Source organism: Roseibium sp. LAB1 (genome assembly GCF_054658235.1).
Genome location: NZ_BAAGIB010000004.1, coordinates 109,551 through 122,722 on the forward strand (window position 1 = coordinate 109,551; position 13,172 = coordinate 122,722).

Consider the following 13,172-nt stretch of genomic DNA (forward strand, 5'->3'; position numbering starts at 1 on the left):
CCATGCGGGATATCCTGTCCGTTCTGCAGCAGATCGAGCCGGATCTTTCAAAGTCCGAGCGGATCCTGGCCGCATTGTTGCGCACTGATGCCGAGTTCATTGTGAACGCCGGCATCACGGATGTTGCCGAACGGGCAGGCGTTTCTCCACCGACTGTGACCCGGTTTTGCCGCCGGCTTGGGTGCGAGAGCTACACTGCCTTCAAGGTGCAGGTTGCGCAGGTGACCTTCGCCGGAACCAGGTACCTGACCGCGAATGCGGCATCCGACGCACCTCGTGACATTGCCGACAGCCTTCTGGCGCAGTTCCAGGACGCGGCTGCCAACACGCGCAAGGCACTCGATATGGATGCCGTCCAGGCTGCAGCTGACGCCATCTCTACGGCCAAGCTGCTGGCGGCGTTCGGTGCAGGTGGCACGTCCTCGATGATTTCCGATGAAATGCAGAACCGATTTTTCCGCCTCGGCCTGCGCACGGTCAGCGTCACCGATCATGCCATGCAGCTGATGCAGGCTGCCACGATGCGCACAGGCGATGTCATTATCGCGTCGTCTGTGTCCGGCAGGAACCTGCAGATGGCCAGAGCGCTGGAAGCTGCAAAGACCTACGGGGCGATCGTGATCGCCCTCACCCGCCCCGGTCGACCTGTCGCCGACCTGGCGGATATCACGATCGCCATTGATCTGCCGGAAGGCGACAACATCCTGCGGCCAAGCACCAGCCGCTATGCCTTCCTGTTCGTGACAGACCTGCTGGCAACGCTTGTCGCCATGCGGCGCGGCGACGAGGCCAGGGAAAACCTCAGACGCGTCAAGTACCAGCTCAGCAACACGCGCGATCAAGACGACAAGGAAGCACTCGGTGACTGATCAATCCAAGCCCCCCGTTGCCGTCGTGACAGGCGCAGCTGGCGACATCGGCATGGCCATAGCTGCGCGGTTATCGGCAACCCACACCATAGCCGCCGTCGATATTGACCTGATTGCCCTTGAAGGTGCGGTCGCCAGTCTTGTGAATCACGGTGCCAACATTGCAGCAATCCAGTGCGACCTGACCAAACCGGATGACCTTGCCCGGTTGGCCGGCGAAACCAGGCGGCTGGGCCAGGTTGATACGCTGGTCAACAATGCAGGTGCCGCATCAGCCCTGACACTGCATCAAATGACAGCCGAAACGCTGTCCAGGGACCTGGCACTGAACCTGGAAGCCGCGCTCAACTGCTTCAAGACCTTCGAAAAAGAGCTGATTACCAGTGGCGCGGGTAACGTGGTCAACATTGCCTCGGTCAACGGAATGTCCGTCTTGGGTCACCCGGCCTATAGCGCTGCAAAGGCTGGCCTGATCCAGGCAACCAAGGCCATTGCCGTCGAATATGGCAAGTATGGCGTCCGGTCAAATGCCATTGCACCGGGCACCGTGAAGACCCAGGCCTGGAAAATCCGGCAGGCAGCCAATCCGAATGTCTTCGATGAAGCCCTCGCCTGGTATCCCTTCAAATCGCTGCCCGAACCGGAGGACATTGCCTCGGCCGTCTCCTTCCTGATCAGCCCGGCAGCCCGTTGCATCACCGGCGTTTGCCTGCCTGTAGACAGTGGGCTGACGGCTGGATCACCCGCCCTTGCCCGAACATTCACTCAATCACCCGACTTCGACGGATTTTAAGTCATGACCAAGTTTGTGCTCGATTGTTTTTACCGCCCGGCAGAGGATCTTGCAGCCTCTCGCCAGGAATTTGCGCTGACCAATACCAGCTCCAAACCCTTGAAGGCTTTCAAGCTTGCCTACACGGCGGTCAATCGGGCTTCTGCAAATGCAAAACTCAAAAACGCCGAAAGCTTCAGCCGAATAGCGAATTTTCATGAAATCACGCCGAACGCAGGCGAAACCATCGAACCTGGTGAAACCTGGTCCTTCGCCATCACCGGTCTCGCGAACGTGGCACGCCATCGTCTGGACGGACCCAAGTCCGCTTATGTCAGCACCGATGGCAGCGTCATCGAGGTGTTATGCAACGATCTGGAAGCGCCGGAGGAACTCGACAGCGGCGAAATGCGCAGCATGCCGGAAGGCGAACTCGCCGAACCGCTTCATATTGTACCCTGGCCACAGAAAGTTGCTGTAACAGCCTTTGAGGAGGACAAGACCAGTTTTCTTGTTTCCGGCGGCACTACGGATGACAAAGCGGCGGCTGCCAAGATCAATGCACTTGCTGTGCGGCTTTTCCCTGGAGCACCGCATCCTTTCCGCTTCACGCCGTCCCATCACCAGACTGAAATAGAGTTTCAGCAGGACAGCAGCCTTCCGAAGGACGGCTACCGGCTGGCATTCGCCGGAGCGCGAGCAAGGCTGAGCTACAGCGGACCTGCAGGCCGTGACTACGGCCTCACTGTTCTCGCCCAGATCGCCTACGGCACCTATGAGGCGCCGGAGAAATTCAAGTTTCCCGCACAGGGCTCGATAGAGGACGCCCCAAGGTTTTCCTGGCGCGGAACGCATCTTGATGTTTCACGACACTTCCGTGGCGCGAAAGACATTTTGCGGTTGCTCGATATTCTCGCCTGGGGACGGATGAACATTTTCCAGTGGCATCTCACCGACGATGAAGGCTGGCGGCTTGAAATAAAAGCCTATCCCGAACTGACCGTCGGCGGTGCGCGGCGCGGCCCAGGCTGCCAACAGGTTCCTCAGCTTGGCTTTGCCGCTGAAGTCTATGAAGGTGCTTACTCGCAGGATGATGTGCGCGAGATTGTCGCCCATGCAGCCAGCCTCAACATCGACATTCTGCCGGAGATCGATGTTCCCGGCCATTCGACTGCTGTCCTGAAAACCTACCCACGCTTTGCCGATCAGGCGGAGGCGCCTGAGAGCTATCATTCCATTCAGGGCTATCCGAACAATGCGCTCAACCCTGCAATGGATGAAACCTACGAGTTTCTCGAAAAGGTCTTTGCGGAAGTCGCAAGCCTGTTCCCGTTCGAGTTCATCCATATCGGCGGTGATGAAGTCGACGTCAAATCCTGGCTGGAGTCTCCTAAGACCCAGCGCCTCATGGCGGATCAGGGCCTTTCGGATACGATGGAAGTGCAGGCCTATTTCATGGGCCGCGTGCGCGATATCCTGAAAAAGTTGAACCGGAAGCTTGCCGGTTGGGACGAAGTCTCCCACGGCGGAGGCATCGATCCGGACGGCGTGCTCTTGATGGCCTGGCAGAGACAGGAAGTGACCAAGGATCTGATAGATCAGGGCTACGACGTTATCTGCACGCCGGGTCAGCACTATTACATGGACATGGTCCAGGCCTCGGGCTGGCATGAACCTGGCGCGGGCTGGGCCGGCGTCTCAACACCTGAAGACTGTTACGCTTATGAGGCCGCAGCCGGTCTCAGCGCAGGCAGCGAGGAACGCCTCAAGGGCGTCCAGGCCTGCATCTGGTGTGAACACATGACCAATAACGCCATCTTCAACCATATGGTCTTTCCGCGGCTTTATGCAGTCGCCGAAGCGGGCTGGACTGCCCCTGCACAAAAAGCCTGGTTACGCTTTGCAGCACAGGCGCCCTTCTTCCCGCAGCTTTGAGTGCTTCACGAGGCAAGAAGATGAGAATCGCAGTTGGCGGCATACATACGGAATGCAGCACCTACTCGCCCGTTCTTCAGTCCGCGGCGGATTTCAACATCGCTCGAGGCAAGGAGCTGCTGGTGCACGTCGGTGTTGACGGCGATCGGTTTGCGGATGTCACCTTCTGCCCCCTGTTTCACGCAAGGTCCATTCCGGGCGGCCCCGTGTCTGCAGATTGTTACGCGGTGTTCAAGTCTGCCTTTCTTGCCGACCTGACTTCCAGCCTTCCAGTCGACGGCGTGCTGCTGATCATGCACGGCGCCATGCATGTGGTCGGCTTGGAGGACGCGGAAGGCGACTGGATCTCGGCGGTCCGCCAACTTGTCGGCCCGCAGATACCAATTGCCGTCAGTTACGACCTGCATGGCAACGTCACACAGACCATTGTCGATCAGATCGACATCTTTTGTGCCTATCGAACCGCTCCACATATCGATGTGATCGAAACCCATCAGCGTGCCGCTGAAAATCTTATCGACCAGCTGCGCGGTGGGCCCCGGAGATATGTTGCCTGGGCACCGGTTCCCATGCTCCTGCCCGGGGAGCGCACAAGTACGGAAGACGAGCCGGCAAAATCACTCTATGCGGCATTGCCGCGATACGATGACCGGAGTGGTGTGACAGATGCCAATCTGATGGTGGGATACGTCTGGGCAGACACTGCCAGGGCGACGGCTGCTGCCGTGGTAACGGGGTCTGACCGAGATGCAATCCAAAAGGCAGCCTCGGAAATTGCCGCCGCTTATTGGGCCGCCCGGCAGGATTTCGCCTTCGGCGTGCCTACCAAGTCCCTGGCACATTGTCTCGACGATGCGGCGGCCGCAACGACATCGCCCTTCATTCTTGCAGACAGTGGCGACAATCCAACTGGCGGCGGTGTGGGCGACCGGTCTGACGTTCTGGCGGCCTGGCTTGAGCGCGGTTTGACTGGCGGCGTGTTTGCGGGGATCGCAGATCCGATCGCGGTTGCAAAAATATGGTCGTTGCCTGTGGGAACCACCAATTTTCTGGATATTGGAGGGGCACTCGGCAGCAAGTGTCAGCACGTCTCCGCTGACGCGGTCTTGCTGGCAAGACTTGGCCGTGAAGCCGATCGCGACCGGGAAGTGCTGCTCGAGGTTGCGGGCAACCAGGTGATCCTGACGGAACGCCGACGGCCCTTCCATACTCTGGATGATTTCAGGCGGTTCGGCATCGAACCGACCACGGCAAGATACCTCATCGTAAAGTCCGGCTATCTGTCGCCTGACCTCGCCCCGATTGCCAATCCTGCCCGCATGGCCCTTACAGATGGGGCGGTCAACCAGGAAATCGGATCGCTGTCGAGCCGACAACGACCAGTGCCAAGCTATCCTTTTCAAGAGACCTTCGAGTGGATACCGGCTCCTCGGCTTTCTCTAAGGACAAATATTTGATAACCCGCACCTCCCTCTGGTCTCTTCGAACAAAAGACCGAATCCCGGATACCAAAAGCGCGTTCTGCATTTCGTAAGTTTCCGAATATCTTGACGAAAAGCTGTTTTTCGCCTTGCGAATACAAGCGCCGCCAAAGATTTATTCATATAAATTTCGGCGTCAAATTTAATGGCCATCACTCACTGGCGATCACATTTCCCAAATCAATCATAGCCTTAGATAGGACCTTGAACACGACAGGTTCCTCCCAGGCAGAATTATTGTCATTTTTGCCAAGGTTGAACGTGAACGGTCGCTCAGTACTAATTTATTTGACGATCAGACAGACACTGTCAGGGCCTGGCCAGACCGGGGATGTAACCACCGGCAACAGGAAACGTCCTGCGAACAGCAAGGTCTTGGTCGAACGGGATACAAGCACTCGCCCCATCGACTGTGCCAATCCCTATAAGCTCCGCCGGCACGCTCCGGTGGAGCTTTTTGTTTGTGTTGTGAGGGCGCCGCCTCCCTCACCAAACAAACCGGGAAACGATCATCCTCGCGACTTTCGATAAAACTTTAGAATAAGTGGCCTTGACCTTTTCTAAACTCAAACGAATTCATCGAAAAAACTCGGCATAAATGTCACAGTCAACAAACTTACTCTACGTTCATTGTCAGTTATGACGAGGGTCATTTGATCACGAACCAGTGATTGGCCTTGAACTTGAGGGTTCAAACCACACTTATTACCGAAATGTAACTGAAATTGCCCGGATTTGTGATCTTTATTACACGCATTCGGGACATTGTGGTGCGATAATGGCAAAATCGTGACCGCACGAATGGGGCGCAAAAGCGCGGTAGACCTGACAAGTCCCTTAAGGGACCACCGTTAAAGAGACCCCACGCGCGGTAAGTGAAGTTGTATTAGCCTTGGGAGGCGTACATGCAACGGAATACCAGAGCAGGAACTCTTGCGATTGGCTTCATCCTGGCCTTGGCGGGAAGCGCTGCTGCGGCCCCATTGCCTCAGGAAACGATCACGTTACCTGAGGATCGCCTTGCGGTCACAGTCGCGTCAGCGTCACAGGATCAAGCCGATCCGCTGGAAAGTGAGCTCACAATTTGGGTGGGCGAAATCGAATTGGAAGGCCGGAAAACGATCTGGGTAGAACTGATCGATTCCTTCGGCGAAGTTATCTATGACAGTGAAGTGAACACCAACGAAACCCATCTGCTTCCTGATGGCCGGGCCGTTGTAGTTCGCTCCATGGATCAGGATACCGTCGTCGCGAGCAAGGATGAGTCCAGGTTGGTCAACGAAGGCACCCTTACAGTCACACGGCGTGTGGTCAACGAAGGTGCTGATGCCACAACAATTGAACTGATCGAGACCGGTCAGCAGCCAAGCAAAGAGCGTGGCACCATGCTGCAGGTTGCCGATTTTGGTGAATTGGTCTGGCATAAGGTCGTTGCCTTCTTCGACGCAGCACGTACGCGCGTCGAAATCGCCTGGAATTGGATTGTCGATACAATTCAGGCGTAATGACCGGTCCTGACCCGATCTCACTGCTTAGACGCAGTGCGCACCCGCGCTTGCCCGGTTTATAGCCGGGCAGCAACGGTGCGTGCGCCACTTTGCAGGGACATCGGTGATCTCCGAACACACGACGCTATGAGCGCAACTCCTTCGCTCGCCCTCGCGTCAAAAATAATCCATAAAATTCATCATCCTATGTGATCCGCCTATTTAGCCGAGGCGTAACCGCTGCACATCAACTGGAAAACCTCGCAACCAAACAGGTTTTCTGCGGTAACACCGACGTGCCGAAGGATAAGATATGCGGATTGCCGTCATCGGCTCCGGAATCTCCGGAAATAGTGCAGCCTGGGCTCTCAACGATCATCATGACGTTGTTCTTTACGAAAAGCGCGACCGGCCAGGCGGTCACAGCGCAACCGCGGATATCGACTATGACGGCGTCAGGATATCGGTGGATACCGGGTTCATTGTCTATAACGAGCTCAACTATCCGAATTTTACTGCCTTGCTCGACCACCTTGGGGTCGCCAACGAAATCAGCGATATGAGCTTTGCCCTGTCTGCGGACAACGGCAAGCTTGAGTGGTCGGGACATTCGCTGAACGCGGTGTTCGCGCAACGGAAGAACCTGGTTTCGCCGCGCTTTCTGCGCATGTTGCGCGATATTTTCCGATTTAACACGAAGGCCGTGGAAGACCTCAAAGCCGGCCGACTGAACACGGAGACGCTTGGGGGATATCTTGAGCGCGAGCGGTATTCCGCCGGCTTCATCAACGACTATCTGCTGGCAATGGGAGCTGCAATCTGGTCAACACCGATCAATGAAATGCGGGACTATCCGGCAGAAAGCTTCGTGGCATTCTTCGAAAACCACCGCCTGCTGTCCTTCGACCGTCCACTCTGGCGAACGATTTCCGGCGGCAGCCGAAATTACGTCGAAAAACTGCTGGCTCCCCTGCAAGGAAAGATCAGGCTGGGCAAACCGGTGACTGAAATCCTTCGGCAGAACGGTCAGGTACTTGTTCGTGACGCATCAGGTCATCAGGATGTCTTCGATCATGTGATCCTCGCCAGCCACACGGACCAGAGCCTCGCCATGCTGGGTGACCCTTCCGCACAAGAGCGCGATATCCTGGGGTCAATCCGGTATCGGCCGAACGAGGTCTATCTGCACCGCGATGAAGCCTTGATGCCCAGGCGCAAGAAAGTCTGGGCTTCCTGGAATTACATGTCCGATCGCGATGCCGGCGAAACGCAGGATGTGACCGTCAGCTACTGGATGAACAGGTTGCAGAATTTCGACCATTCCAGGCCTGTCTTTGTAACATTGAACCCCTACGCACCGCCGCGCGAGGACAAGACCTTCGCAAAGTATGTGTATGACCATCCGCAGTTCGATGCCACCGCCCGGCAGGCCAAGGACCGCCTTGGCGAAATTCAGGGCGTCAACAACACTTGGTATTGTGGGGCCTGGCGTGGCCACGGTTTTCATGAGGACGGATTAGCTTCCGGCCTCGACGTTGCCAGGTCGCTTGGTGCGCGCCTACCATGGGACAGGGAGAGCACCGAAGGCACCTATCTGGAGGCTGCCGAATGAGGTTGAGGCCGAGCAATCGTCTGCATGACAACGGACCACCACCGGATCCGGCGGCATCCCTGTTCATGGGCACGGTCATGCATCACCGGATGAAACCCCGTGAACACAGGTTTTCCTACAAGGTCTTTTCCATCCTGATCGATCTGGATCGCCTGGACGAGGCATCCGGCTCGAGCCCGCTTTTTTCCGTCAACAGGTTCAATCTGTTGTCGTTTCATCAAAAGGATCACGGGCTGCGGGACGGGACGGATCTTCGGTCTCATGTCGACCGCTTGCTCGCCACGGAAGGACTTGAAGCACCCGCCCGGATCTTGCTGCTCGCCTATCCTCGGATGCTGGGCTACGGCTTCAATCCTCTCAGCGTCTACTATGCCTATGACCGTTCAGACCACCTGGTTGCGCTCGTCTATGAGGTGCGCAACACGTTTGGTGGATTGCATACCTATGTCGCTCCGGTTCGGACGGGTCAGTCAACCGATGCCGGCATCCGGCAGGACCAGAAGAAACTGTTCTACGTGTCCCCTTTCGTGAGCATGGAACAGCACTATTTCTTCCGCATGATGCCACCGGGGAAGACGGTTCGCGTCCGCATCCTGGAAAAGGACACCGACGGGCCGCTGTTGTCAGCAACATTCTCCGGCACCCGGCACCCCCTTACCACCAGTTCGATCCTTCGGGCATGCCTCCGAGTGCCGTTGCTGAGTTACAAGGTCATCAGCGCCATCCATTGGGAAGCCTTTAAAATCTGGCGCAAGCGTGTACCATTTCATGCTCGGCCCGCAGAGGATGCAAGGAAAGACGGGCTGGCCAGGCAGGCAGGATCTGTTCTGCCGGTTTCAAACAACTGACATTTCAAGAGGTTCTGCTATGGGTGAGCCGATTGTTCTGACCAAGGAAAATCTCCGCGCGGAGTTGAAGGGAACACCACGCCTCGCCAAAATGGCGGCGGGCCTTGCCCTCAAAATCCGTTACGGATCGCTCGAAGTGCAATTTCCGGACGGCCGAAGGTTTCTCATCAAAGGCCAGGAAGATGGCCCGCACGGTGTTCTAAAAATCCACAACTGGTCGTTTTTCCGCATGGTGGTGCAGGCCGGCGACGTCGGCGTCGGGGAAGCCTTCATGGCCGGATACTGGTCGTCCCCGGATGTGACCACGTTCCTCGAAGTCTTCTGCATCAATCAGGAATCGACCCTGGAAGCACTCCAGGGAAAGCCGTTCACGCGCTTTCTCATGTCGGTTCGCCATTGGCTGAATTCCAACACAAAACGCGGATCGAAGCGCAACATCTCGGCCCATTACGATCTCGGCAACGCGTTCTACCGGGAATGGCTCGATCCCTCGATGACGTATTCCTCGGCGATCTACAGCAACGAGACCAACAATCTGGAACAGGCCCAGGCGGAAAAATACGCTTCACTGGTACGCCAGACGGGCATAAATCCGGACCACAAGGTTCTGGAAATCGGCTGTGGCTGGGGTGGGTTCGCCGAATATGTCGCCTCGACAGTCGGTGCCAACGTGCGTGCGCTGACGATCTCTCAGGAACAGTTCGACTATGCGCGCGAGCGTATCTACAAGGCCGGTCTCAACGACAAGGTCGAAGTTGTTTTCCAGGATTACCGGGACGAAACCGGCGTGTTCGACCGGATTGCCTCCATCGAGATGTTCGAAGCTGTCGGCGAGAAATACTGGCCAACCTACTTCCGCCAATTGTCGAGATGCCTGAAGCCAGGCGGCAAGGCAGGCCTGCAGATCATCACCATCCAGGACAGGATGTTTGACGATTATCGCCGGGGCACCGACTTCATTCAGCGCTACATTTTTCCGGGTGGCATGCTGCCTCCTCCCAGCCGTCTGGCGGAAATCGGCAAGTCGCTCGGCCTGGATCTCATGGATCAGAAAATCTTCGGTCAGGACTACGCACGAACGCTTGCGGAATGGAGACAAAGTTTCCGGCAGGCCTGGCCCAGGATCAGTTCGCTGGGCTTTGACGAGCGTTTCAAGCGTCTGTGGGAGTTCTATCTCCATTATTGCGAAGCAGGCTTCCGGTCCGGCAATATCGATGTCCGCCAGATGGTTTACGTCAAGTCCGCCTGAACCTGGCGCGAGCCTTGAAGGCTCCCAAGTCGGCAGGCCGGGTCAACCGGCCTGCTTCTTGTTCCAGCCCGTGGACCGGGCAACAAGTGTGAAATACGCACTGTACGGCAACAAGCGAAGAAGCTTGAGCTGTCGCACGAATTTGCGGGGAAACGCGATTTCGAAGCGGGTCGGGTGAAGCAGACCTTGCCTGATCTCTCCGACGGCTTCTTGCGGAGACATCAGATACGGCATCGGAAACGGGTTTGATTTTGTTGCTGGCGTGTCGACGAACCCCGGATTGATCACCTGAATTCGGATACCGGCCAGGTCCAGATCGAACTTCAATGCTTCCACCAGGTTGATCAACCCAGCCTTGGTTGCCCCATAAGCAGCCGATGTCGGCAAGCCGCCATAGCCTGCCACGGAAGACACCACCGCAATCTGTCCCCTGCCCGCTGCCTTCATGGCCGCTATTGCCGGCAGGAGCACGTTCACTGTGCCCATCAGGTTGACGTCAAAACTCTTGCGAAACGCCTCGGTTTCAGCAGCGAGACCATCTTGCGGCAGGTATATCCCCGCATTCGCTACCAGAAGCGCCAGCCCGCCGTAAACATCCTGAATTTTGGTCACGTGAGCGGCCATCAGGTCCGTCTCCGTGACGTCACCAGGCAGAGCATGAATTGAACCGGAAAATCCTTCAGCCTGGGATTCAAGTTCCGCCAACGCCTTTGCCGAGCGGGCTGTTGCAACGACTGTCCACCCCGAACGGGCCAGATCAAGCGCGAGTTCCCGACCAATACCGGAGCTGGCACCCGTGATCCAGGCGCAGCCGTGATCGGGTTCGGCAACGTAGTTCTTTTCAGGCAATTCGATCTCCCGGTCTGTTTGTCTCTTTACGCAAACAAACCGGGTTCTGGATCGTTTTTCAGCGGATGAAAGGTGCGAACCAGCGGCCGACGGGACCGGTCAATTGCAATCGACCCGCGGTCACCGCAAAGCAGATGCAATCTTCGCCCTCATCGGCAATCGGCTTGTGGTCGACATCCCCGTCGGCAAAGGCAACGTCACCGGCCACGTAATGGCCGTCGTCGTCCTTGAAGCCACCTTTCAAGACCAGGGTGAGCTCTGTGCCATGGTGCGTGTGGGAAGGCATGGCGCGGCCCGCGCGCACCCACAGAAGGCTGCTGTCACAGCCGTCGATTTCGCCGAACTTGCATTCCTTCACGCCTGGAAGGAGTGTTTTCCAGGGTAGGCTGTCCATCGAGGCTCCGATGATGGCACGCAGCGATTCGGGAACCGCTGAGCCACCAGCCTCAACCGGCTGCCCAGCAGGCGCATTGTCGTTCAAATCCTCGACAGGGCCGCTGAAAATCGATCCCAGGATTGCATCCCGGTTGGAGATGGACACCGGTTCGGCATCTTCCAGCTCAAGGCCGGCAAGTGCTTCCAGCGAGCTGACATAGGACCTGTTGCTGCCGCTCATTTCAAGATGAGCACCCACCAGTGCCTGCGCCGGATAGGTCAAGGTCCCGGCCGCGTATCCGGCCAGCAACTCGTCCATTCCGGTCACATTTTTTTCCATTACCGCTCTCATATAGCTTCAGAATCCCAAATTGCCTTACGGGCGATACGACAGGCAACAAAATTCGGATCAACAATTACACCAGAATTGTTGGAAATAGTATTTTAGTGAACTGCAAAGACGGAACAACTGATGGCGTGTTTTTGACGCCAGAGGGAAAAGTGAACCTGATTGTCTTCAGGCGCTGGCAATCCCCCTTTGAACGCTTACATTGCGACCTTGATCAAGGCCCATCAGACCTTTAGCGTCCTGGGCTCATCAGATTTCATCTGGCCGGTCAGTGCCACCGGACCAGATCAGCCGGGAAAGAATAAATGTCTGTGTCCGCTTCTGTTGTCGATGCAATCGGTAACACGCCCCTCATCCGTCTGAAAGCCCTGTCCGAAGAAACGGGTTGCGAGATTCTTGGCAAGGCCGAGTTCATGAACCCCGGTCAATCGGTCAAGGACCGCCCTGCCCGGCAAATGATTCTTGAAGCAGAGGCCAGGGGCGACTTGAAACCAGGCGGTGTGATCGTTGAAGGCACCGCCGGCAACACCGGCATTGGCCTGGCGCTCGTCGCCAGCGCACGCGGATACCGGACAGTCATCGTTATTCCGGAAACGCAAAGCCAGGAAAAGAAAGACATGCTGCGACTTTGCGGAGCAGAGCTTGTCGAAGTTCCGGCCAAGCCCTTTTCCGACCCCAACAATTACCAGCATGTTGCCCGCCGTCTGGCAGAAGACATGGCACGCACCGAGCCGAACGGCGTCATCTTTGCCGACCAGTGGAACAATCTCGACAACCGCAAGGCCCATTTCGTGACCACGGGTCCGGAAATCCTGGCACAGACGGGTGGCCGCGTTGACGGTTTCATCTGCGCTGTCGGCTCCGGCGGCACCCTGGCCGGCGTGTCGACCTATCTTCAGGAAAACAAGCCCGGCGTCCTCATCGGCTGTGCCGACCCGCGTGGCGCGGCCATGCAATCGCTGTTCACCACAGGCAAGGCAATTGCATCCGAAGGCGGCTCGGTTTCCGAAGGGATTGGCCTTGGCCGCATCACCCCGATTGTCGGCGACCTGAAAATCGACCATGCGTATACGATCCCGGACGAAGAGGCCTTGCCGCTGGTTTTCGACCTTGCCCAGAACGAAGGCCTGTTGCTGGGTGGTTCGACCGCAATCAACCTGGCTGGTGCGCGGCGCCTCGCCCGTGAGCTCGGTCCGGGCAAGACCATTGTTACCATCCTGTGCGATCACGGGACCCGCTACCAATCAAAACTCTATAATCCCGATTTCCTCAGATCCAAGAACCTGCCGGTTCCCGAATGGCTGGAACGGAAGGTTTCGATCCAGCCTCCCTTCGCCTGATCGACC

11 protein-coding genes are annotated in these 13,172 nt (G+C 57.0%); 9 read left to right on the forward strand and 2 right to left on the reverse strand.

What is annotated here, in order from left to right; all coding sequences use genetic code 11:
* The first annotated feature begins 2 nt into the window (after window positions 1-2).
* The 8 genes from ACYQ54_RS21985 to ACYQ54_RS22020 all read left to right on the forward strand — a co-directional run bounded on the left by ACYQ54_RS21985 (window position 3) and on the right by ACYQ54_RS22020 (window position 10,253).
* The gene (locus ACYQ54_RS21985; protein WP_460086270.1) at window positions 3-869 is read left to right on the forward strand and encodes a MurR/RpiR family transcriptional regulator; all 867 of its coding nucleotides are present in this window, start codon (window positions 3-5) and stop codon (window positions 867-869) included.
* Complete coding sequence (locus ACYQ54_RS21990; RefSeq protein WP_460086271.1) at window positions 862-1,662, forward strand: SDR family oxidoreductase; 801 nt, start codon at window positions 862-864, stop codon at window positions 1,660-1,662. The genes ACYQ54_RS21985 and ACYQ54_RS21990 overlap by 8 nt, the downstream gene beginning before the upstream one ends.
* 3 nt (window positions 1,663-1,665) lie before the next feature.
* Window positions 1,666-3,576: a beta-N-acetylhexosaminidase gene (locus ACYQ54_RS21995; RefSeq protein ID WP_460086274.1), complete on the forward strand. Its 1,911-nt coding sequence runs from the start codon at window positions 1,666-1,668 to the stop codon at window positions 3,574-3,576.
* A 20-nt stretch (window positions 3,577-3,596) separates the two neighbouring features.
* Window positions 3,597-5,033 (forward strand): M81 family metallopeptidase, encoded by a 1,437-nt coding sequence (locus ACYQ54_RS22000; protein ID WP_460086276.1) that lies wholly within the window; start codon window positions 3,597-3,599, stop codon window positions 5,031-5,033.
* Between the two features lie 929 nt (window positions 5,034-5,962).
* Entirely contained in the window at window positions 5,963-6,562 is a 600-nt protein-coding gene (locus tag ACYQ54_RS22005) for a hypothetical protein (protein ID WP_460086279.1), read from the forward strand.
* A 295-nt stretch (window positions 6,563-6,857) separates the two neighbouring features.
* Window positions 6,858-8,156: an NAD(P)/FAD-dependent oxidoreductase gene (locus tag ACYQ54_RS22010; RefSeq protein ID WP_460086280.1), complete on the forward strand. Its 1,299-nt coding sequence runs from the start codon at window positions 6,858-6,860 to the stop codon at window positions 8,154-8,156.
* Window positions 8,153-9,004, forward strand: a complete 852-nt coding sequence (locus tag ACYQ54_RS22015) for a DUF1365 domain-containing protein (RefSeq protein ID WP_460086283.1) — start codon at window positions 8,153-8,155, stop codon at window positions 9,002-9,004. Before ACYQ54_RS22010 ends, ACYQ54_RS22015 begins: the two co-directional genes overlap by 4 nt.
* Before the next feature lie 19 nt (window positions 9,005-9,023).
* Window positions 9,024-10,253 (forward strand): class I SAM-dependent methyltransferase, encoded by a 1,230-nt coding sequence (locus ACYQ54_RS22020; protein ID WP_460086284.1) that lies wholly within the window; start codon window positions 9,024-9,026, stop codon window positions 10,251-10,253.
* 42 nt (window positions 10,254-10,295) lie between these two features.
* On the opposite strand, the gene ACYQ54_RS22025 is transcribed toward ACYQ54_RS22020, so the two are convergent.
* Both ACYQ54_RS22025 and ACYQ54_RS22030 read right to left on the reverse strand, forming a co-directional pair.
* Entirely contained in the window at window positions 10,296-11,102 is an 807-nt protein-coding gene (locus ACYQ54_RS22025) for an SDR family NAD(P)-dependent oxidoreductase (RefSeq protein WP_460086287.1), read from the reverse strand.
* 58 nt (window positions 11,103-11,160) lie between these two features.
* Window positions 11,161-11,817: a ChrR family anti-sigma-E factor gene (locus ACYQ54_RS22030; RefSeq protein ID WP_460086290.1), complete on the reverse strand. Its 657-nt coding sequence runs from the start codon at window positions 11,815-11,817 to the stop codon at window positions 11,161-11,163.
* A 314-nt stretch (window positions 11,818-12,131) separates the two neighbouring features.
* Between ACYQ54_RS22030 and ACYQ54_RS22035 the strand changes: the two genes are divergently transcribed.
* Window positions 12,132-13,166 (forward strand): cysteine synthase A, encoded by a 1,035-nt coding sequence (locus ACYQ54_RS22035; RefSeq protein ID WP_460086291.1) that lies wholly within the window; start codon window positions 12,132-12,134, stop codon window positions 13,164-13,166.
* Window positions 13,167-13,172 lie beyond the last annotated feature (6 nt).

Coding starts and splice junctions, on each gene's coding strand:
- ACYQ54_RS21985 (WP_460086270.1), top strand. CDS start 3: ATGCGGGATATCCTGTCCGTTCTGCAGCAGATCGAGCCGGATCTTTCA.
- ACYQ54_RS21995 (WP_460086274.1), top strand. CDS start 1,666: ATGACCAAGTTTGTGCTCGATTGTTTTTACCGCCCGGCAGAGGATCTT.
- ACYQ54_RS22000 (WP_460086276.1), top strand. CDS start 3,597: ATGAGAATCGCAGTTGGCGGCATACATACGGAATGCAGCACCTACTCG.
- ACYQ54_RS22005 (WP_460086279.1), top strand. CDS start 5,963: ATGCAACGGAATACCAGAGCAGGAACTCTTGCGATTGGCTTCATCCTG.
- ACYQ54_RS22010 (WP_460086280.1), top strand. CDS start 6,858: ATGCGGATTGCCGTCATCGGCTCCGGAATCTCCGGAAATAGTGCAGCC.
- ACYQ54_RS22015 (WP_460086283.1), top strand. CDS start 8,153: ATGAGGTTGAGGCCGAGCAATCGTCTGCATGACAACGGACCACCACCG.
- ACYQ54_RS22020 (WP_460086284.1), top strand. CDS start 9,024: ATGGGTGAGCCGATTGTTCTGACCAAGGAAAATCTCCGCGCGGAGTTG.
- ACYQ54_RS22030 (WP_460086290.1), bottom strand. CDS start 11,817: ATGGAAAAAAATGTGACCGGAATGGACGAGTTGCTGGCCGGATACGCG.
- ACYQ54_RS22035 (WP_460086291.1), top strand. CDS start 12,132: ATGTCTGTGTCCGCTTCTGTTGTCGATGCAATCGGTAACACGCCCCTC.